We start from the raw sequence: 20,026 nt of genomic DNA, 5'->3' as shown, positions 1-20,026 counted from the left end.
CTAGCGGAAGTGCGTCAGAAACTCCGTCGAACCGATCGGCTTCGCGATGGAGGGCTTCTCGGTTCTTTCCGGCTTCTCCTTCTCCTTCACGACATGCATGTCGATGAGCTTAGCGCCGGAGAGATTGCGCTCCACCATCGCTCCGGTATCCGTGTTGATCGCCGACGCGCCGCAGTCGTGGAAAACCACCGTACCGTAGTCTGGAAGCTGCAAGGGGGTTGGATTTCCCGGGGCGGCCGACCTCTCCATCACCCATTCCGCCGTTGCGCCGGGAATCTTGAAGGGCTGCCCAAGATGGGTGAGGGGTGCGGTTTGAAAGAACTGTACGGAGCGACTGGTCGTAAGGTTCGTGATCACGAACGACACACCCGTGCGATCCGGCGCTACCTGCATGAGGCACATGATCAGATCGCCGGCATGAACTTTCGGAGACATAAGCGTTACGGGAAACGCTTGAGCCGGGTCGCCCCTTACCCACCATTGCCACCACGCGAAGAACGACGTCGTCGGGCCGCCCGCGCCCGTGGCTGGGTCGATGTTCTGCGCGGTGCCAATTTGCGGCAAGGTCGATCTGTAATACCGACGTTGTCCATCGAAGCCGATCCAGGTCGAGCTGTGATACGTCTCGCTGGCCAGGCCGCCGGCCGGCCGGGTTGGTGTTGGAACCTGAAACTTGCCCCAGATCGACGAGAAGATGGTGCCATCCCGCGGCGTGATGTAGGCACCGGACCAGTTGAGGCTGCTTTCCCGCCGCGGCGATTGGGCGGAAGATCCGCGGAGGCCCGCAGTGACCGGGGAAAGCACCTGGAAATCGAAGGCCTCGAAGGCCACCGTCGGACTGAACATCTTTTGCCAGAATGCATACTCGGCCGGCTGACGCGCCGGGTCCGGTCGTCTTGGAAAACCGAGCGCCTTCAACTCGTCCTGCGACGCCACCAACGTGCGAAAGCCGGTGGGGGGAAGAACGCTGGTCGTCGAATCCTTTATGACCTTCGTCGCGCCTTCGACGTCGTATGTGGGGCTCTGCCCATCCTGGTTGCTCATTGCCATTCGCCTGCGGCAGCCGTGATTGCGGCGTCAAACATCCCCACGGTGGTTGGCGTCAGAATGACGGTGTCCAGCAGATCGGCGATTCTGGCGCCGGCTTCTGAATCCTTCGGATAGTGCACACCGGCGATCTCGCGGTTTCGGGCAATCGAATCCGCCAGAATCGACAGGTCGGACTTCCATACGCCCTGGTCGGCCCCAGACATTGTCGTTGCGGCGAACACCCGAAGCATGCAGTTCTTCATAAAATGCGCCTGGGTCGAATGCCCGCTGGGCCAGGACGAGTGACCGGGGACCTGGATCGGCGGCAGCAAAGCGGGACAAATCTGCGACGGCCGGGGCAAATCGTACTTGTCCTTGAAATACAATGCAGCAAAGGACCCAATCAAACTCGCGATATTCAATAGGCGCCAGGTTTGCGGATGCGAACCAGGCCTGGCGGTCAGCACGGCGAGAAAATCCGAGAAGAATTCAACGTCCTGCGAGAGGATCGCGCCCATGGCATCCGGCCGTTCATCCCGCGCGGCGAGCACGAGGTTGTCGATTTGGGCGGCATAATTGGCGACCAGGTCGCCCCGAATTTGCGTGAAGGTGGCGTCAGCATCGATGGTGGCCGCCCAGGTGGGGACATTGGCGATGAACTGATGCAGGACACGCCACGCATACCAGTTTGCAGACCATTGTCGGCTGCCGAAATACGTCGGCGGCGTCCGTCGCAGGCTGCCAAGCTCGGCTGTGCCCGAGGGGTCGAGCCTCGTGACGAACGGCAAATCAACGCGGTCTGAAATAAACCAGCCACCCCCTCCGATGTTGCCGGTGTTTCCGGTGTTGCCGGTATTGCCGGTGTTTCCGGTATTGCCCGTGTTACCTGTGTTGCCTGTCATCGACGTCTCTCCCTCTCTCGGCAGTTGCCGTCAGCAATACCAGTCAATCAGGAAGCCCCGCCGATCGCAGGTGGCCGAGCCAGGTTTCCAATGCACCGCCACGAAACGGGCAGTGTGGCGCGTAGGACGAAATGCGAAATCCGGGTTGAATTTCCAGGTAGCGGCGGGCCGCCTCCGCTGCTTCTTCACGGCGGCCCAAGGCACCAAGCGTGACGATGAGCAGACGATGATTGAAGCGAATAAGTCCGTTGCGGTTCAGTGCGCCACGCACCCACTCCAGCGCCTGCTCATAGTCGCCATCCACGTAGTGAGCCTGGCCGAACAGCCCTTCGTGCCAGAACGAGCGCGCGTCGAGCGGCGAGAGCCGGACGCCCTGCTCACCCTGGCGGACGGCGGCTGGGCCATCGCCAAGAAAGCCGGATGTAGCACTCGCCATGGTCCAGGCCATGGCCGAACTTGGGCCGGCGGCAATCGCGCGGTCGAGGGCTTTCCTTGCGCTTTGAAAGTCATGCAGCAAGAACGACTGGACGTGACCATACACCGCCAGCGCGAATGCATCGTCGCCGCCTCGATCGATCGCCTCCTTGGCGTATCTGGCGCCGGCGATGACATCACCCTCGGGATCCGGCGATCCGATTTCCCCTATCCGGAACACATACCACAGCGCGACGTAGGAATAGGCCAACGAAAAATTTGGATCGTGTGAAATGGCTTGCTCGAGCAAGCCGCGCGCCTTGGAAAAGGAATCGTAGTCCATCCGGTACAACAGATCGAGCGCCTGCAATACGAGATCGTAGGCGGTGAGGTTCTGCGGATGTTTCCGCATCGATCGCATAAGCTCACGCTCGCGAACCTGCGGCGCGATCTGTCTTACAACGTTGATGGCAATCCGATCCTGGAGCGCAAAGAGTTCGCGAAGGTCGCCTTCATGCAAGTCCGAGCGAATGACTTCGCCCGACTCGGCGTCGCTGAGTTCGGTCACGATACGGACCGAGGTCATCGTCCTCTGAATCCCCCCGTAGAGGACATAACGAACCCCGAGCCGGCGCCCGATTTCGCGCACGTCGACGTTGCGGCCGCTGAAGCCGAGGCTGGATCCGCGTGATACGACGAAAAGCTCCTTGAGCCCGGCAAGGCCGCGAATGATGTCGTCAACGACACCATCAGCGAAATACCCCTCTTCCGGGGTGGTCAGGTTCATTCGGAACGGCAGAACGGCAATCGAGGGGCGAGGTTCCGAGCCTGCCGGGGCTTCGCCAACAAGCTTCGCGGGCTGCATGGATCGGTGGAGCGCATATACGCGGACAGGCCGGCCCATGTTGCGAAGATGCAGATCGCCAAGATCAATCACGCTGACGTCCAGGTCCCGGCCGATCTGCTCCGCAACGGCTCCCGAAATCACGACGCCGCCCGCTTGCGCATAGTTCTGAAGACGTGCCGCGATGTTGACGCCCTCGCCATAGACGTCATTTTCCTCAACGATGATATCCGCGGCATTCAGCCCTATGCGAAAGCTGATGCGCTCGTCAGCGGGCATCCCGGCTGTATTCACGGCAACAGCCTCTTGCAGTGAGAGAGCGCACCGCGTTGCGTCGCGCGCGGTATCGAATGTTGCAAGGAAGCCGTCGCCGGTATTCTTGACGATCCTTCCGTTTTGCGCCGTGACGCCCGGGTCGAGGATTTCCGAGCGCAATTGCATCAGCCGGGTATGGGTGTTTTCCTCGTGCGCCTCCATCAAGCGCGTATACCCGACCACATCTGCCGCAAGGATTGCCGCAAGACGTCGTCGAACTTCCGGCGTCGATGGGGTCATCATATTATTGATACTTCTGCAAATTTTACTGATACGCGATTAAAATCCGGCACAAAGGAAAAGACCTCAACGCGAAAAGAATATCTTCATCAAGGTCATAAAGGAAGACTTCATCCGGCAGGGATGTGCCAACCGAGTGGACTGGTACAGTATGATGTTTGCAACCTTTGAGGAGGCGGTCGCGGACGCGCAAGCGCGATGCCTCCAACGGGTGGGCCGGGTGCGGACCAAGCGGCATTCGCGCCTTGAGCATGCGATGCAAATGCGTCCCTCGACTTCATGGCTGGATCATCTCGCGGCGAAAACTCGTCACCATTGATCTGCGTCAATGCAGGAAATGGTGTTTTCCCGCTTGCCGCCGATCATGGGCGAGTTTGGCCGGGAGCGCGGCGGTACTGTCGGAGTGATTGCCATCGTTGTATCCGGTGCTGCCAGTCGTCCGACCGAGCCTGGTCGGAATTCCCGCAGATAACAGAAAGTCACTGGCATGGCCGAGGTGGTTGACATCGCGCGCAAGTCTGCCGCGTCGGGCCTGACTGTCTATGAATTGCTTCACACAATTTGCGCCGTTCATTGAACGAGTTGACGCGGGCTGGTGCCACTTTGTCGGTCCGTGGGACTTGACCGTCAGCGGGCGCGGGCTGAAACAGGTATTCGTCCTCTGACCCTGGCAACGAAGACCCACATGCGACTTCCCTTTTTCTACGGCTGGATCATCGTCGCGGTGACCTTCGTCACCATGGCGATCGGTGTCAACGCGCGTACGGCGTTCTCGCTGTTCTATCCGCCGATCATCTCGGAATTCGGCTGGGAGCGCGGCATCACGGCGGGCGCCTTCTCGTTCGGCTTTGTCGCCTCGGCGATCGCAAGTCCGCTGATCGGCCGGTTGATGGACCGCGGCGGTCCGCGCGCGGTGATGGAGCTTGGCGTGCTCTTGATGGGCTCGGGCCTGCTGCTGGCGCCGCTGACGACGCAGCCCTGGCACCTCTATCTCACGATCGGCGTGCTGGTCGGCGCTGGCAGCGTCTGCCTCGGCTATTCCGGACAATCGCTGTTCGTGCCGAACTGGTTCCTCCGCCGTCGCGGACTTGCGATCGGGCTCGCCTTCGCCGGCGTCGGCATCGGTTCGGTGACGCTGCTGCCGTGGGTGCAGCACATGATCGAGCACACCGGCTGGCGCACCGCGTGCACCGCAATGGGGATCGTGGTGCTGGTCGTGCTCGCGCCGATCAATCTCTTGCTGCACAAACGGCCGGAGGACATCGGCCTGCAGCCGGACGGCGATGCCGCGCCGACGGCGACGTCAGCCAGGCCGGCGTCGAACATCGTCGACCCGGTGTGGGCCGGCACCGACTGGACGCTGTCGCGTGCGCTGCGCACCGCGCGGTTCTGGTGGATCGCGACCGGTTATTTCTGCGGCCTGTACATCTGGTACGCGGTGCAGGTGCACCAGACCAAATTCCTGCTCGACATCGGCTTCAGCTCCAGCGTCAGCGTCTGGGCGCTTGGCGTCGTCAGCCTGCTCGGCATTCCCGGCCAGATCTGGCTCGGGCATCTCTCCGATCGCATCGGCCGGGAATGGGTGTGGGCGATCTCCTGCTTCGGCTTCGTGATCTGCTTCGCCGCGCTCGCCGCCTTGAAATACTGGCCCAACATGGCGCTGATCTATCTCATGGTCTTCACCCAGGGCGCGCTGGGCTATGGCCTGACATCCGTGATGGGACCGGTCGTGCTGGAGATCTTCCAGGGCAAGCATTACGGCAGCATCTTCGGCACCGTGATGCTGGCTGCGCTCGCCGGCGGCGCTGCGGGCCCCTGGATCACCGGCCAACTCTATGATCTCTCGGGCAGCTATACCAGCGCCTTCCTGCTCGGGATCGCCGTCAGCCTGCTGTCGGCATTTGCGATCTGGCAGGCCTCGCCCCGCAAGGTCCGCGCCGTCGCCGGACAGATGCACAAGGTCGCAAGCGCGGCCTGACGCGTCAGGCCGACGAAACTCCGATCGCGCGCTGCAGGTCGGTGATCGCGCGCAGGCAGCTGTCGGCGGGGGTGGTTTCCGGATCGATCAGGCGGTGCAGTCGGAAACCATCTTCCAGCGCCAGCACGATCGCTCCGGTCCAATCCGGATCGAGTCTGCCGTTCCTGCCGCTGTTCTTCTGCGCAGTCGTGACAATGTCGGCGATCAGCTTGCGCCGCGCGCGCAGACGCTTGGCGAGCTCGGGCCGGCGCTTCTCGGCGCGCGCCACGAACAGGATCATCTCCATGTGCAGGAGAGGGGAGCGGCCGAGCGGATCCTGCCGGCTGCGGTCCATGGTGCGCAGCGCCTCGAGGAAGTCGGCTAGGTTGCTGTGCCGGGCGAGCAAATCGAGATTGCGTCGGATCGATTGCTCGACGTGATCCTCAAGCATCGCGAAGATCAGCTCGTCCTTGCTCTTGAAGTTCGAATAGAAAGCGCCGCGGGTGAAGCCCGCCGCGGCCGCGATCGCCTCGATGCTGGCGCCGCCGATGCCCTGTTCCTCGAACACCCGCGCCGCCGCCTCGAACAGCTTCTCGCAGGTGTCGTCCCGTGTCGGTCTGGTTCGAACCCTTGACATCGGCGCATTTTAGGGCACAATGCAACTCGATACAAGAGTGTATCGAGTTGCATTCGACAGAACCAGAACAGCCGCATCCGTGATGATGCGGTCTTGAGGATGACACCAGGGCGCGCCAGGTCGCATGCACCGGCGTAGCGAGCGAACGAGGTCACCATGAACGAGCAAGTTCAGCCGGCGAGCGGCGAGCCGCTTTTCAATCCACTGGCGCCTGAATTCATTCGCAATCCCTATCCGTATTACGAGCGGCTGCGCCGCCTCGATCCGATGCATGTCAATGTGCACGGCGCCTTCGTCGCCAGCCGGCACGCCGAGGCGAGCCTCGTGCTGCGCGACAAGCGGTTCGGCAAGGATTTTGCCGAGCGCTCGATCCGCCGCTACGGTCCGAAGATCATGGAGGAGCCGGTCTTTCGCAGCATGAGCCACTGGATGCTGCAGCAGGATCCGCCCGACCACACCCGCCTGCGCGGCCTTGTCGTCAAGGCCTTCACCGCCCGCCGGGTCGAGGACATGCGGCCGCGCATCCAGCACGTCGTCGACGAGACGCTCGATCGCATCATTCCGCAAGGCAAGATGGACCTGATCGAGGATTTCGCGTTCCGCCTGCCGGTCACGATCATCTGCGACATGCTCGGTATCCCCGAGGAACACCGCGAGGCCTTCTACAACGGTTCGCGCGATGGCGGCCGTATCCTCGAACCGGTGCCGCTGACGCCCGAGGAAATCAAGCAGGGCAACACCGCAAATGCGATGGCGGCGATGTATTTCCATCAGCTGTTCGAGCTGCGCCGCAAGCAGCCCGGCGACGACCTCACCACCCAACTGGTGCAGGCCGAAGAGGACGGCCAGAAGCTCACCAATGAGGAACTGACCGGCAACATCATCCTGCTGTTCGGCGCCGGCCACGAGACGACCGTGAACCTGATCGGCAACGGCCTGCTGGCGCTGTTCCGCAACCCGGACCAACTCGCGCTGCTGAAGGCCAATCCCGGCCTGATCACCAATGCGATCGAGGAGTTCCTGCGTTACGATTCCTCGGTGCAGCTGACCGGCCGTGTCGCACTTGAGGACATCGACGACCTCGGTGGCAAGCGCATCCCGAAGGGCGAGAGCGTGCTGTGCCTGTTGGGCTCGGCCAATCACGACGAGGCTGTTTACCCCGATCACCCCGAAAGGCTCGACATCCGGCGGCCGAACGTCAAGCCGCTGTCGTTCGGCGGCGGCATCCATTTCTGCCTCGGCGCCCAGCTGGCGCGGATCGAGGCCGAGATCGCGATCTCGACGTTGCTGCGCCGGATTCCCGACCTGCGGCTCGATGACGCGGAAAATCCGGAGTGGCGGCCGACCTTCGTGCTGCGCGGGCTGAAGCGCCTGCCGGCCAGCTGGTGACGTTCCTGCGGGGCGGCGATCCTCGGCGAGGCCGGCACACGCACGCTTGAACGGGAAATCCACTATCTGTCCGAAGTCCCAGCAGTATACCGGCTGTGACTTCGCCGTACTTGTCTCTATATTTGGGGTGCTCCGGCCAAAGGTTGGCAAAGGGTTCAGCATGAGGAGGCTGCCGCGGAGCTGGCTCAAAGGGAGACACCGTGCAGACGACGCTGCTCGGCCTGGCAATTGCCTTCATTCTTGCACTGGTCGCGGCGCTGATCGGTCCGTATTTCGTTGACTGGAACCAGTTCCGGCCGCAGTTCGAGGCGGAGGCGTCCAAGATCATCGGCGTGCCGGTCCGGGTCGCCGGCAATCTCGACGCGCGTCTGCTGCCGGCACCCTCGCTGCGGTTGAAGACTGTTACCGTCGGCGGCGCCAACGACCTTGGCAAGGTCCGGGCCGCCAATCTCGACGTCGAGTTCAGCCTGAGCTCGCTGATGCGCGGCGAGTGGCGCGCGAACGAGCTCACCATCAACGGCGCGTCGCTCGATCTCGGGCTCGACCCGAAAGGGCGGATCGACTGGTCGCCGTCGAGCGGGAGCTTCAACCTCGCTTCACTGGCGATCGACCGGCTCAACCTGACCGGCCGCCTCGCCCTGCATGATGCCGCGAGCCGCAGCACGCTCGAGCTGAACGACATTGCTTTCAGCGGCGACGTCCGCTCGCTTGCCGGCGCGGTCCGCGGCGACGGCAATTTCATGTTCGACGGCAACCGCTACCCGTTTCGGGTCTCCTCGGGGCAAAGCGCCGATGGTAGCGGCACCCGCCTGCACTTCAGCATCGATCCCGGGCAGCGGCCGGTGTCGGCCGATCTCGATGGCATCCTGACCTTCGAGGCCCGCGCGCCGCGGTTCGAGGGCACACTGACGCTGGCGGGTGCGCCCGGCCAGCGCGGCGGCGATGCGCCGCCGTGGCGGATCGCTGCCAAGGTGAAATCGGATTATTCGGCGGCGCGGCTCGACCAGATCGAATTGAGCTATGGCGCCGAGGATCGTGCGCTGAAGCTCGCCGGCAATGGCGATCTGCGTTTCGGTGCGTCGCCGCTGCTGCGCGCCTCGCTTACGGCGCGGCAGCTCGACGGCGACAAGTTCGCCGCCAAGGATGGCGGCAAGGACGGCAACAACGGCAATGTCGAGCCGGTCCGCGTGCTGCCGGCCATGCGCGCGGTGTTGTCGGGTGTTCCGCAAAGCCCGATACCGGCGCAGGTCGAACTGGCGTCCGAGCAGATCATGCTCGGCGGCCGTCCATTGCAGGACATCTCGGCGGAGCTGCAATCGGATGCGAAATCCTGGACGGTGCGCCGGCTGGAGTTTCGCGCGCCGGGATCCACGCGGGTCTCGATGAGCGGTGCCAGCGCGCAAGCCGGAGCCGCGAACAGCTTCAAGACCGCGCTCAACATCGAATCGTCCGATCCCGACGCGCTGATGACCTGGCTGCAGGGGCGCAGCGACGCCACCTATCGCAGCCAGCGGCCGCTGCGGTTGCGCGGCGACGTCATGGTATCGCCATCAGGCTTTTCTATCGACGCGATGAAGGCGGAGATCGAAAGCGGCACGCTCGAGGGCCGCGTCGCGGTTACGCACCGCGAGGCGACCAGTGGCTCGAAGGTCGAGGCGCAGTTGAAGGCGGATCGGCTCGATCTCGACGCGACCGCTGCATTGATCCGCTCGCTGGCCGGTCCGCAAGGCGAATGGCCCGACGAGGCGCAGCTGTCGCTCGACGTCGGGCGCGCCGTCTCTTCCGGGCAGGAATTGCGGCCGCTGCTGACGAAGATCGCCTATGGCCCGAAGAATATCGTGCTCGAGCGCGTCAAGATCGGCCAGGCCGACAATGTCACGCTGGACGGCAGCGGCAATTTCGACCGCGCCAATTCGACCGGCAAGCTTGCCGTCGACGCGACCGCCGCGTCGCTTGGCCGGCTGACCGCTGTGGTTCAGCCGTTCGCGCCGGCGCTGGCCGCGCGGCTTGGCGTGCTCCGCGCGGATTCCGGCCCGGTTCGTGCCAGGTTCGCGCTCGACCTCGGCAAGGGCAAGGCCGCCGATCGCGTCAGCGCGCGCGCGACGCTCGATCTCGACACGCCGCAGCTCAAGGGCAATACAGTGATCTCGGCGACGCCGCAGGTGGCCGCGATCCGTGCGCTGGATTTCGATGCACTCCGCAGCAACGAGGTTACAGCGGAGACGAAATTCTCGGCCGGCGATGGCAATGCTTTGCTGGCGCTGCTTGGGCTCGACCATGCGGTCGCAGCCGGTGCGGGCGCGACGCAATTCGAAGGTACATTGAGCGGTGCCTGGCGCGCGCCGTTGCGGCTGAAGGCAAGGCTCTGGGGCGCAGGGCTCGACGCGGATGCCGAAGGGACCGCGGAGCCTTGGACCAAGGACGGGGCCAGCGCGAGCAAATCGAGCATCAGCCTCCGCGTTCGCAGCGCCGACATCAGTCCGCTGCTCAATCTGAAACCAGCCGATCCGGTCGCAAACATCCGCCTGTCGTCGAAGCTGACGCTCGCGGGCGACAGGCTGAACTTCGACGATCTCGACAGCATCATCGCCGGTTCACGGCTGCGCGGCCATCTGGCGCTGACGCTCGCCGATCAGAAAAGCGTCGACGGCGAAGTCGGTCTCGATCAGATCACGCTGGCGCCGATTTTCGCGGCCGCGATCGGCGCGGCCGGTCACGGTGCGACGGAGCCGCTCGGCCAGGGGCTCACGAGCGCCTGGCGCGGCAAGGTCACGTTCGAAGCGCTGCACGGTCTGCTGCCGGGTGGCGCCGAGCTGCAGCCGGTCAGCGGCACCATCAGGTCGGACGGGCAATCGCTGACCTTCGATGGCATCAAGGGCAAGGTCGGCGGCGGCGAGGCGACTGCCACCGTCGATGCGCGACAGGGCGCCAACGGACTTGCGCTCAGCGCCAATGTGCAGCTGTCCGGCATCGACAGTTCAGCCTTGCGCTACCGCAGTCTCGCGATGCCCAAGGGACGTACCTCGATGCAGATGACACTGTTGACGCAGGGCCGCAGCGCCTCGGCGTTGACCGGCGCGCTGTCCGGCAGCGGCACCGTGACGCTGGAGGGGCTGAGCCTTCCGGGTCTCGATCCGCGCGCCTTCGAGGTTGCGATCCGCGCCAGCGATTCCGGGCAGGCGACCGACGACACGCGGCTGCGGCAGATCGTCGAACCGGCGCTCGCGGGTGGCGCGCTGTCGATTCCTTCGGCGCAAATCCCCTTCAACATCCGCGACGGCCGCCTCCGGGTCGGCGCCACCACGCTCGCGGCGAACGGCGCCAATGCGATCGTATCCGGCGGCTACGACATTCCGGCCGATCAGGCCGACATCCGCGCCGCCCTGGCATCGACGCAGGTCGGCACGGCCAACAGCCGACCGGAAATCCAGCTGCTTGCCGTGGGCACGCCCGACGGCTTGTCGCGCAGCATCGACATTGCGGCGTTGTCGTCGTGGCTTGCGGTGCGCGCGATCGACCGGGAGACCAAGCGGCTCGACGCCATCGAGCGTGGCGAACCGGCGCCGCCGCCGACCCCGACGGCCCTTCCGCATCCGGCCGAGCCGGCGCCGGATGCGTCCAACCCAAATTCGACAGGATTGCCTTCTGCCAACTTGCCGGGGCCCGGCCCTGATCCGCGCCGCGTGCCGGCGAAGCCGAAGATCGTTGCGCCGCGTCCGCCGACTGTCCCACCGGTCGTCACCGCGCCCGCCATTGCGCCGCCCGCGTCGGTTGCGAGCCAGCCGCAGCTGGCGCCGCTGCCACCGCCGATCGAGGTCAAACCGGTGCCCGGCGCAGCCAAATCAAGGCCGCTGCGACCGCCACTGTCGTTGACGCCGCAGGTCGCCAATCCGCCGCCGCGGCCGGCGATGCAGAACTAAACGCGCTTTCAAGCGAAATGGGCACCGGTTCGCCTCTAGAAAGCGCGTCAAACGAAGCGCTGGCTCACGATCGGTGCTGGAGAATACTGATCAGCTTGCCGAAGGGATCGCGGACGAAGAAGCGCCGCACGCCCCATGGCTCCTCCGCCGGTCCGTATTCGATCGCGATGCGGGCTGCCTTCATCCGGCGCAGGGCCTCGTCGAGATCATCGACCTCGATGGAAAGATCAGGCACCGGCGTGCCGGAGCCGCCTTCGGAAGCGAAGCTGATTTGAGCTTGCATTGTTTCGGATGAGCCGTAAGTCGCAACCCAACCGAAATCCATCAGTGGCTCGAGGCCAAGCAGGTCCCGGTAGAACGACTTCGCTGCCGCTGTATCTGGTGCGGCAACGTTCGCGACGATCCGATTGACCTTCATGCTGAAGCCCGCGCGTCGGAACGACCGTCTGCCGATGGCGACGGTCGGAGAGGCCGTCAGGCCTGCTGACGCGTGTCGACCTGTTGCGGCCTGACATCCGTGGGCACCGCCGGCGTGGCGCGCGAGCGGAAGTAGTCGAGCACAAAGAGCCGGATCGCGGAGGACAGATTGCCCTGCTGACGGTTGTTGTCGATCTCGCCGACCAACTCCGACAGCGTCATGTTCCGCAGACCGGAAATCTCCTTCATGCCATTCCAGAAGGCTTCTTCGAGGCTGACGCTGGTCTTGTGTCCGGCGACGACGATCGAGCGCTTGACGACGGGAGACTTCATGATGCGTCTCCGTTTTCGATGCGGTGCTGATCGAGCACACGCGCGTTGCGCTCGCCGAGAAATTCGTCACGCGCTCGTTCGGATTTGGTGCGACCGAATAGCGCACGATTGGCTTCGGCCTGCTTCGCTGCTTGTTCGCGCTCACCGCGCTTCTTGAATCGTTTCAAGTTGACCACGTCGCCCATGCTCGTCGTCCTCATCGTCCCCAGAGCGGAATTGGTGATGCATCGTGACGAAAGCAAGAGCGACTGCACTACGCGCCCGGCTCGATATCCATCCCGAATCCCCGTTTGATGCTCTGATAGCATCAAAGAATCCGTTTCGCTCTGCGAAAACTAGACGTCTGTACCACGCGCCAGCGCAGAGCTCATAGGTAACGCGCCTTAGTCTTTAGGCGTTATGATCCATAATTATATCACGCGCGCTGACCGTAATTATCCGGACAATGCGCGCTTCGCTTTAGCCCGGGTGTGTCATTTTGTCCGGCTGCACGAGGCGATCGAATTCATCCGCGGAAACAAATCCGAGCCGTAAAGCCTCTTCCTTCAGCGTCGTTCCGCGCGCATGCGCCGACTTGGCGACCTTGGCTGCGTTGTCGTAACCGATCTTCGGCGCGAGCGCGGTGACCAGCATCAGCGAGCGCTGCATCAGTTCGTTGATGCGCTTTTCGTCGGCGCGTATTCCGACAACGCAATGCTCAGTAAATGAGCGGACAACGTCAGACAGCAACTGAATGGAATTTATCATACAATATGCCAACACGGGCTTGTACACGTTCAGCTCGAAATGGCCCTGGCTGCCGGCGACGGTGATCGTGGTCTGATTGCCGAACACCTGGCAGCAGACCATGGTCATGGCCTCGCACTGGGTCGGATTGACCTTGCCCGGCATGATCGACGAGCCCGGCTCGTTCTCGGGCAGGATCAACTCGCCGAGGCCCGAGCGCGGGCCCGAGCCGAGCAAGCGGATGTCGTTGGCGATCTTGAACAAGCCGGTCGCCACCGAGTTGATCGCGCCGTGCACCAGCACGTAGGCGTCGTTGGAAGCCAGCGCCTCGAACTTGTTGGCCGCGCTGGTGAACGGCAGCTTGGTGATCTTGGCGACCTGGCGCGCGAAGGTTTTCGCAAATCTCGGCTTCGAGTTGAGGCCGGTGCCGACGGCGGTGCCGCCCTGCGCGAGCGGAAACAGATCCTTCACCGCGACACGCAGCCGCGCGATGCCGCTCTCGACCTGCGCGGCGTAGCCGGAGAATTCCTGGCCGAGCGTCAGCGGCGTCGCATCCTGGGTGTGGGTGCGCCCGATCTTGACGATCTTGGCAAACGCCTTCTCCTTGTTGCGCAGCGCGCGATGCAGTTCGGTGAGTGCCGGAAGCAGATCGGCGACGATGCGGCTCGCCGCGGCGATATGCATCGCGGTCGGAAACGAGTCGTTCGACGACTGACTCATGTTGACGTGATCGTTCGGATGAATCGGCTTCTTGGCGCCAAGCTCACCGCCGAGCATCTGGTTGGCGCGGTTGGCGATCACCTCGTTGACGTTCATGTTGCTCTGCGTGCCCGAGCCGGTCTGCCAGACCACCAGCGGGAAATTGTCGTCGAGCTTGCCTTCGATCACTTCCTTCGCTGCGCGGATGATGGCGCCGGCGCGGCGCGCATCGAGTTGGCCGAGCTCGCGATTGGTCTCCGCAGCCGCAAGCTTCACGATGCCGAGTGCATGGACGATCGCGATCGGCATCCGGTCGTGGCCGATCTTGAAGTTTTGCCGCGAGCGTTCAGTCTGTGCGCCCCAATAGCGGTCCGCGGGAACGTCGATCGGACCGAAGCTGTCGGTCTCGCTGCGGGTCTTTGTCTTGGAGGGGATCGTCGATCGAGCCATCATGCTTTCCGTGGATGCTTGCCGTTGCGTCATCAAAACGTGACCCCGCGCGGCAACGCGAAAGCGTCCGCGCTAAGAGCACGTTCATGCAGAAGGTAGGCCGGGACGACGATTTGTCATCCCGATCCCGGCAAGCATCCTACAAGGTCGAGGCGCGATCTGTGCTTAGATTATTTCTTGCGGAAGCGGTCCAGCCGCACGACCTCGGCGCCTTCGCTGGGCTTGGCGGGCTCCTGCTCGGTCTCGGCGCTCTCGGTCTCGGCCGCTGCGTGGGCCGCAGGAGCGGGCAGGGGAGAGGCCGGCGCCGTGGCGGGAGGGGCTTCTTCGGACAGTGCGTCCGAGACGTCGAAGCGCAAATCGAACGGTGCGGACGGATCGAGGAAGCGCGTCACTGCGGCGAACGGCACGGTCAGCCGCTCGGGAATCCCGCCGAACGAAAGGCCGACCTCGAAGCGATCCTCGGTCACCACCAGATCCCAGAACTGGTGCTGCAGGATGATGGTCATCTCCTCCGGATACTGCGCGAGCAGCCGCGGCGACAGCTTCACGCCGTCGCCGTGCGACAGGAAGGTGATGTAGAAATGGTGCTCACCCGGCAGGCCGTGTTCGGCGGCGTCGGACAACACCCGGCGCAGCACCCCGCGCAGCGCATCGCGCGCCAGCACGTCATATCGGATGTGATCGGTCGCCATGGTGATCCTGTCGCTTCGAAAATGCCCGCCAGGGCTGCGCCGGACCGTCCGACTCGCCCTTTTGCCATGCTACCCCGCCGAGAGCCGGAAATCAGCAGGGCTGACAGCTGAAATGCGGGCGGACGCCCGATCGGGAAATGATGAATAAAGTGGAGGCTTCTGTTGCCAGGTGCCTCCGAACCCCGCCTAGCGGAGCTTAACCCGCTAGGACTTTAAGATGGTCTTTCAAACTGCGTTACGCAGCCTGAGCAACCGGAGCAAAGTTGTCGTTGGCAACTATTGCATTGGCCCGATGTCGGCGGAACCATACCGAGAAAAAACACGCCCTTTACGCCCTCGTCGATCCTATTTCGCCCCCGCCGAAAGCCACCGCGACGGATGGGTTTTGGTGGAGGCGCCGGGTACCGCCCCCGGGTCCGAATGGTTTATTGCGACGGTCATTTATTTCCATAGCCGGCGAACCGGCACCCCCAATATAGCGGCAAAGTCTTAGAAAAACAGAGCCGATTCAGACCCTTTCGGCTGTGAAAACCCACCGATTTGGGGTTGGCCAGGGTTTGGCGAGGTCTTGGCGCTGTCCCGGCGCCGTTCTAGGTTTTGTCCATGCCCCCGGATTCTCCGCCGGTTGCCGCCCCGGCGCCGGATGCCTCCACACCATCGCCGCCCCACCAGCCCGGCCTGCTCGAGCTGTTCCTGGCCTTTGCCAAGATGTCGCTGGCCGGCTTTGGCGGGGTTCTGGTCTGGGCCCGGCGCGCGATCGTCGAGCAGCACCGCTGGATGACCGCGGAGGAGTTCAACGAGACCTTCGCGCTGTGCCATTTCCTGCCAGGTCCGAACATCGTCAACCTGTCGGTCGTGTTCGGCTCGCGCTTTCGCGGCATAGCCGGCGGGCTCGCGGCCTTCGCCGGGCTGGTCGGGCCGCCGATGGTGATCGCGACCATCCTTGCCGCGCTCTATGCCCGTTACGGCGATATCGATGTGCTGCGCCGGACGCTCGCCGGCGTCGCCTGCGCCGCGGTCGGGCTGCTGTTCGCCGTCGTCTTCAAGATGATGATGCCGCTCCTGAAGCGGCGCGATGTCACGGGCCTTGTCATTCTGGCTGCGGTTTTCGTCGCGATCGGACTGATCCGGTGGCCGCTCCAGATCGTGCTGCTGGTGGCGATCCCGCTCAGCATTGCGACGACGGTCCTGGCCCGCCGCATGGTGCGGGCATGAGCTCCGAGTCCAATCCGATCGCGGCGCTGGTCTGGACCTTCGGGCTGATGTCGCTGTTTGCGGTCGGCGGCGCCAATTCGGCGATTCCCGAAATGCACCGTGCCGCCGTCGACGTGCATCACTGGCTGACCGACAAGCAGTTCGCCGACGTGTTCGCGATCTCGCAGCTCTCGCCGGGGCCGAACGTGCTGATCGTGACCTTGATAGGCTATTCTGTCGCAGGCGTCGCCGGGGCGTTGGCCGCGACGGTGGCGATGTGCGGACCGACCGCGCTGCTTGCCTATTATGTGAGCCGTTTCCTCGATCGCTCGCGCGACGCGCGCTGGCCGGCGATCATCCAGGCGGCACTGGTTCCGTTGTCGATCGGTCTGATGGCAGCGTCCGGCCTGATCGTGGCGCAGACCTCAGACCAAAGTTGGATCGCGGTCCTGATCACCATTGTCGCGGCCGCGCTTGCTTTTACGACGCGGATCAACCCTTTGTGGATGTTGCTGGCCGGAGGCCTCTTGGGTTTCGCTGGCGTTATCTGACGAAAATCGCTAGCAAGGCTTTCGGTCAACGGACCGCAAGCCAGCCATTCAATCAAAACGGGCGGGACAGCCCTGACGGGGGAAGCGAAGTCATGAGCGATACGCCGAGCGAGGCGCCGGTCAAATCGATCTTGCCGAAATGGGTGCGCGGTCCGCAGGACTTTGTCGGCGGGCTCGCCATGATGGCGGTTGCGCTGTTTGCCTTGTGGGCCTCGAGCGATTTGCAGGGCATGCACGGATTTTCGTTCGGCGCCGGAACCGCGCCGCGCATGTTCGCCGTGCTGCTGCTGTTGCTCGGCGGTGGTGTCGCGCTGATGGGAGTTCTGCAGGCCGGCCCGCATATCGCGGCCTATTCCTGGCGCGGCCCGTTGTTCGTATCCGCGGCGATCGTGTTCTTCGCATTGGCGATCCGGCCGCTCGGGCTTGTGGTCTCCGCCTTTGCCGCCTTCATGATCGCGGCGATGGGTTCGCAGGAGACGAAACTGGTCGAGGCCGTCATTGTCGGCGCCTGTCTGACCCTCGGCTGCGCGCTGCTGTTCCCCTATGTGCTGGGACTTCCGATGCCGATGTTCCCGCGTTTCCTGATCCAGTGAGGGCGTGATGGAACTGTTCGCCAATCTCGCCCACGGTTTCGCGGTCGCATTCTCGCCGATCAACCTTCTGATGTGCCTGATCGGCGCGCTGGTCGGCACGCTGGTCGGTGTGCTGCCGGGCATCGGCACCATCGCCACCGTGGCCATGCTGCTGCCGATCACCTTCGGCCTGCCGCCGGTCGGTGCGCTGATCATGCTCGCCGGCATCTATTACGGTGCGCAATATGGCGGCTCGACCACCTCGATCCTGGTCAATATTCCGGGCGAGGCGACCTCCGTGGTCACCGCGCTTGACGGCCACCAGATGGCGAAACAGGGTCGCGCAGGTCCGGCTCTGGCGATCGCCGCGATCGGCTCGTTCTTCGCCGGCTGCGTCGCGACCGTGCTGATCGCCGTGCTCGGCGCGCCGCTGACCAAGCTCGCGCTGGCGTTCGGCCCGGCTGAGTATTTCTCGCTGATGGTGCTCGGCCTGATCTTCGCGGTGGTGCTCGCCAAGGGCTCGGTGCTGAAGGCGATCGCGATGATCGTGTTCGGCCTGTTGCTGTCGATGGTCGGGTCCGACATCGAGACCGGCGCCTCGCGCATGGCCTTCAACATCCCCGAGCTCGCCGACGGTCTCGGCTTTGCCACCGTGGCAATGGGCGTGTTCGGCTTCGCGGAGATCATTCGCAACCTCGACCACGGTGCCGAGATGAACCGCAACCTGGTGCAGCAGAAGATCACCGGCCTGATGCCGACCAGGAAGGACCTCGCGGATTCCACGCCGGCGATCCTGCGCGGCACCGTGCTCGGCTCGATCCTCGGCATCCTGCCGGGTGGCGGCGCCGTGATCGCCTCGTTCGCGGCCTATACGCTGGAGAAGAAGCTGGCGAAGGATCCGAAGCGGTTCGGCCGCGGCGCGATCGAGGGCGTGGCGGCGCCGGAAAGCGCCAACAACGCCGCGGCACAGACCTCGTTCATCCCGCTGCTTACGCTCGGCATCCCGCCGAACGCGGTGATGGCGCTGATGGTCGGCGCGATGACCATTCACGGCATCGTCCCGGGTCCGCAGGTGATGCAGAAGCAGCCCGATCTGGTCTGGGGCATGATCGCCTCGATGTGGATCGGCAATCTGATGCTGATCATCATCAACCTGCCGCTGGTGGGCATCTGGGTCCGTCTGCTGCGCGTGCCGTACCGGCTGATGTTCCCCTCGATCGTGGTGTTCTGCGCGATCGGCATCTACTCGGTGAACAACGCGCCGGTCGACGTCGTGCTCGCAGGCGTATTCGGCCTCGTCGGTTATTGGCTGATCAAGCATGATTTCGAGCCGGCACCGCTGCTGCTCGGCATGGTGCTGGGCCCGCTGATGGAGGAGAACCTGCGTCGCGCGCTGTTGATCTCGCGCGGCGACTGGAGCGTGTTCGTCTCGCGGCCGCTGTCGGCGGTGCTGCTGGCGATCGCGGCCGGTCTCCTGGTGCTGGCCGTGCTGCCGACCTTGCGTGCCAAGCGCGACGAAGTGTTCGTCGAATCCGAGGGCTGAGCATGATCCGGAAAAGTGTGAAGCGGTTTTCCGGATAGATCATGCTCAAACAGCGAGCCGCCGGCCCTGCGTCGGCGCGCCGCAGGCGGAAGTCGAATCGACACTCGATGTCGTCCCGTGAAATGAAAATGCCGGCCGATTTGGCCGGCATTTCTATTGGTCAAACGTTCCGGGAGGAATTGAGATGATGTCCATTCGCTCGCTTGCGGGCGCATGCCTTTCGGCATTTGTAGCGCTCGGCGCATTCGCCATGCCGGCGTCCGCGCAAAATTATCCGACCCGCACCATCACCATGATCGTGCCGTTCGCAGCCGGCGGCCCGACCGACGTTATCTCGCGCATCGTCACCGCGAACATGGCGCAGACGCTGGGACAGAGCATCGTGATCGAGAACGTGGTTGGCGCCGGCGGCACCACCGCCACGACGCGCGCCGCACGCGCCGCCAATGACGGCTATACGTTGATCACAGGGCATATGGGCACGCACGCCGCCTCCGTGCCGCTCTATCCGAAGCTTGCCTATCACCCGGAAAAGGATTTCGAGCCCGTCGCGCTGCTCGCCGGCACGCCGATCCTGATCCTTGCCCGCAAGGACTTTCCGCCGAAGGATCTCAAGGAATTCGTCACCTACGTGAAGGCCAATGCCGAGAAGGTCAACGCCGCGCATGCCGGCATCGGCTCGGTCTCGCACGCCTCCTGCGAACTCCTGAACTCGATCCTCGGCATAAAGCCGGTCGGCGTGCCCTTCAACGGCACCGGCCCGGCCATGAATGCGCTGGTCGCCGGCCAGGTCGATTACATGTGCGACCAGATCGTCAACGCGGTGCCGCAGATCAACGCCGGCACCATCAAGGCCTATGCGGTCGCCACCCCCGAGCGCAACCCGTCGCTGCCCAATGTGCCGACCACGACGGAAGCCGGCTTGCCGGCGTTCCAGGCCCAGGCCTGGAACGCGATTTTCGCGCCGAAGGGAACTTCGCCCGCCATCATCGCCACGTTGAATGCCGCGGCCATCAAGGCGCTCGACGATGAGAACGTCCGCAAGCGCCTGCTTGAGCTCGGCAGCGTGATCCCGGCGCCCGCCAACCGCACGCCGGAGGCGCTCGCCACCCTCGTCAAGAACGAGATCGCGAAGTGGACGCCGGTGCTCAAGCCGGCAACTTAATTCAGCACGATCAAGTGGATAGGACAGGGGCGGGACG

General features: G+C 63.9%; 17 protein-coding genes and 1 other RNA gene. 8 read left to right on the top strand and 10 right to left on the bottom strand.

Going from position 1 to position 20,026, the window contains the following annotated elements; genetic code table 11:
- Genes ACVWYP_RS34620 through ACVWYP_RS34610 form a run of 3 tightly spaced genes read right to left on the bottom strand, consistent with a single transcriptional unit; the run spans position 1 to position 3,747 of the window.
- Positions 1 to 1,044, bottom strand: a complete 1,044-nt coding sequence (locus tag ACVWYP_RS34620; protein ID WP_304496399.1) for an A4/G1 family peptidase — start codon at positions 1,042 to 1,044, stop codon at positions 1 to 3.
- Entirely contained in the window at positions 1,041 to 1,931 is an 891-nt protein-coding gene (locus ACVWYP_RS34615; protein WP_304496398.1) for a phosphatase PAP2 family protein, read from the bottom strand. The genes ACVWYP_RS34620 and ACVWYP_RS34615 overlap by 4 nt, the downstream gene beginning before the upstream one ends.
- A gap of 43 nt (positions 1,932 to 1,974) precedes the next feature.
- Positions 1,975 to 3,747: an adenylate/guanylate cyclase domain-containing protein gene (locus ACVWYP_RS34610; RefSeq protein WP_028342328.1), complete on the bottom strand. Its 1,773-nt coding sequence runs from the start codon at positions 3,745 to 3,747 to the stop codon at positions 1,975 to 1,977.
- 682 nt (positions 3,748 to 4,429) lie between these two features.
- Here ACVWYP_RS34610 and ACVWYP_RS34605 point away from each other — a divergent pair.
- Positions 4,430 to 5,722 carry an MFS transporter gene (locus ACVWYP_RS34605; RefSeq protein ID WP_304496397.1) on the top strand — a complete coding sequence of 431 codons (1,293 nt, stop codon included), beginning with the start codon at positions 4,430 to 4,432 and terminating at the stop codon, positions 5,720 to 5,722.
- A 4-nt stretch (positions 5,723 to 5,726) separates the two neighbouring features.
- Here ACVWYP_RS34605 and ACVWYP_RS34600 read toward each other — a convergent pair whose 3' ends face one another.
- Positions 5,727 to 6,338, bottom strand: a complete 612-nt coding sequence (locus ACVWYP_RS34600) for a TetR/AcrR family transcriptional regulator (protein WP_028342330.1) — start codon at positions 6,336 to 6,338, stop codon at positions 5,727 to 5,729.
- Positions 6,339 to 6,494: 156 nt separating this feature from the next.
- On the opposite strand from ACVWYP_RS34600, the gene ACVWYP_RS34595 reads away from it, so the two are divergent.
- Together ACVWYP_RS34595 and ACVWYP_RS34590 are read left to right on the top strand one after the other, a co-directional pair.
- On the top strand, positions 6,495 to 7,727 hold the full coding sequence (locus ACVWYP_RS34595) for a cytochrome P450 (protein WP_069277964.1): 1,233 nt from the start codon (positions 6,495 to 6,497) through the stop codon (positions 7,725 to 7,727).
- A gap of 200 nt (positions 7,728 to 7,927) precedes the next feature.
- A complete protein-coding gene (locus ACVWYP_RS34590; RefSeq protein ID WP_304496396.1) occupies positions 7,928 to 11,647 on the top strand; it encodes an AsmA family protein in 3,720 nt (1,239 codons plus the stop codon).
- Positions 11,648 to 11,711: 64 nt separating this feature from the next.
- Here the strand turns inward: ACVWYP_RS34590 and ACVWYP_RS34585 are convergent, their stop codons facing one another.
- The 6 genes from ACVWYP_RS34585 to ssrA all read right to left on the bottom strand — a co-directional run bounded on the left by ACVWYP_RS34585 (position 11,712) and on the right by ssrA (position 15,468).
- The gene (locus ACVWYP_RS34585; protein ID WP_304496395.1) at positions 11,712 to 12,065 is read right to left on the bottom strand and encodes a VOC family protein; all 354 of its coding nucleotides are present in this window, start codon (positions 12,063 to 12,065) and stop codon (positions 11,712 to 11,714) included.
- A gap of 56 nt (positions 12,066 to 12,121) precedes the next feature.
- Positions 12,122 to 12,397 (bottom strand): ribbon-helix-helix domain-containing protein, encoded by a 276-nt coding sequence (locus ACVWYP_RS34580; RefSeq protein WP_024580116.1) that lies wholly within the window; start codon positions 12,395 to 12,397, stop codon positions 12,122 to 12,124.
- Positions 12,394 to 12,582 carry a DUF4169 family protein gene (locus tag ACVWYP_RS34575; RefSeq protein ID WP_016841076.1) on the bottom strand — a complete coding sequence of 63 codons (189 nt, stop codon included), beginning with the start codon at positions 12,580 to 12,582 and terminating at the stop codon, positions 12,394 to 12,396. Before ACVWYP_RS34575 ends, ACVWYP_RS34580 begins: the two co-directional genes overlap by 4 nt.
- Before the next feature lie 274 nt (positions 12,583 to 12,856).
- Positions 12,857 to 14,275, bottom strand: coding sequence for a class II fumarate hydratase (gene fumC / locus ACVWYP_RS34570; RefSeq protein ID WP_304496394.1), 1,419 nt, complete (start codon positions 14,273 to 14,275; stop codon positions 12,857 to 12,859).
- Between the two features lie 167 nt (positions 14,276 to 14,442).
- The gene (locus ACVWYP_RS34565) at positions 14,443 to 14,964 is read right to left on the bottom strand and encodes an SspB family protein (RefSeq protein ID WP_057015035.1); all 522 of its coding nucleotides are present in this window, start codon (positions 14,962 to 14,964) and stop codon (positions 14,443 to 14,445) included.
- Between the two features lie 148 nt (positions 14,965 to 15,112).
- Positions 15,113 to 15,468, bottom strand: a transfer-messenger RNA (tmRNA) gene (ssrA, locus tag ACVWYP_RS34560).
- 99 nt (positions 15,469 to 15,567) lie between these two features.
- Here ssrA and ACVWYP_RS34555 point away from each other — a divergent pair.
- The 5 genes from ACVWYP_RS34555 to ACVWYP_RS34535 all read left to right on the top strand — a co-directional run bounded on the left by ACVWYP_RS34555 (position 15,568) and on the right by ACVWYP_RS34535 (position 19,989).
- A complete protein-coding gene (locus ACVWYP_RS34555; RefSeq protein WP_038383352.1) occupies positions 15,568 to 16,179 on the top strand; it encodes a chromate transporter in 612 nt (203 codons plus the stop codon).
- Positions 16,176 to 16,709: a chromate transporter gene (locus ACVWYP_RS34550; protein ID WP_304496393.1), complete on the top strand. Its 534-nt coding sequence runs from the start codon at positions 16,176 to 16,178 to the stop codon at positions 16,707 to 16,709. Before ACVWYP_RS34555 ends, ACVWYP_RS34550 begins: the two co-directional genes overlap by 4 nt.
- Before the next feature lie 92 nt (positions 16,710 to 16,801).
- Positions 16,802 to 17,302 carry a tripartite tricarboxylate transporter TctB family protein gene (locus ACVWYP_RS34545; RefSeq protein ID WP_028332491.1) on the top strand — a complete coding sequence of 167 codons (501 nt, stop codon included), beginning with the start codon at positions 16,802 to 16,804 and terminating at the stop codon, positions 17,300 to 17,302.
- 7 nt (positions 17,303 to 17,309) lie between these two features.
- On the top strand, positions 17,310 to 18,824 hold the full coding sequence (locus ACVWYP_RS34540; RefSeq protein ID WP_028342337.1) for a tripartite tricarboxylate transporter permease: 1,515 nt from the start codon (positions 17,310 to 17,312) through the stop codon (positions 18,822 to 18,824).
- A gap of 184 nt (positions 18,825 to 19,008) precedes the next feature.
- The gene (locus ACVWYP_RS34535) at positions 19,009 to 19,989 is read left to right on the top strand and encodes a tripartite tricarboxylate transporter substrate binding protein BugD (RefSeq protein WP_304496392.1); all 981 of its coding nucleotides are present in this window, start codon (positions 19,009 to 19,011) and stop codon (positions 19,987 to 19,989) included.
- Positions 19,990 to 20,026 lie beyond the last annotated feature (37 nt).

This window comes from Bradyrhizobium sp. USDA 3262 (assembly GCF_054060035.1).
Note: the sequence above shows the minus strand (reverse complement) of the source record. Positions and strands in the feature narration are given on the sequence as shown.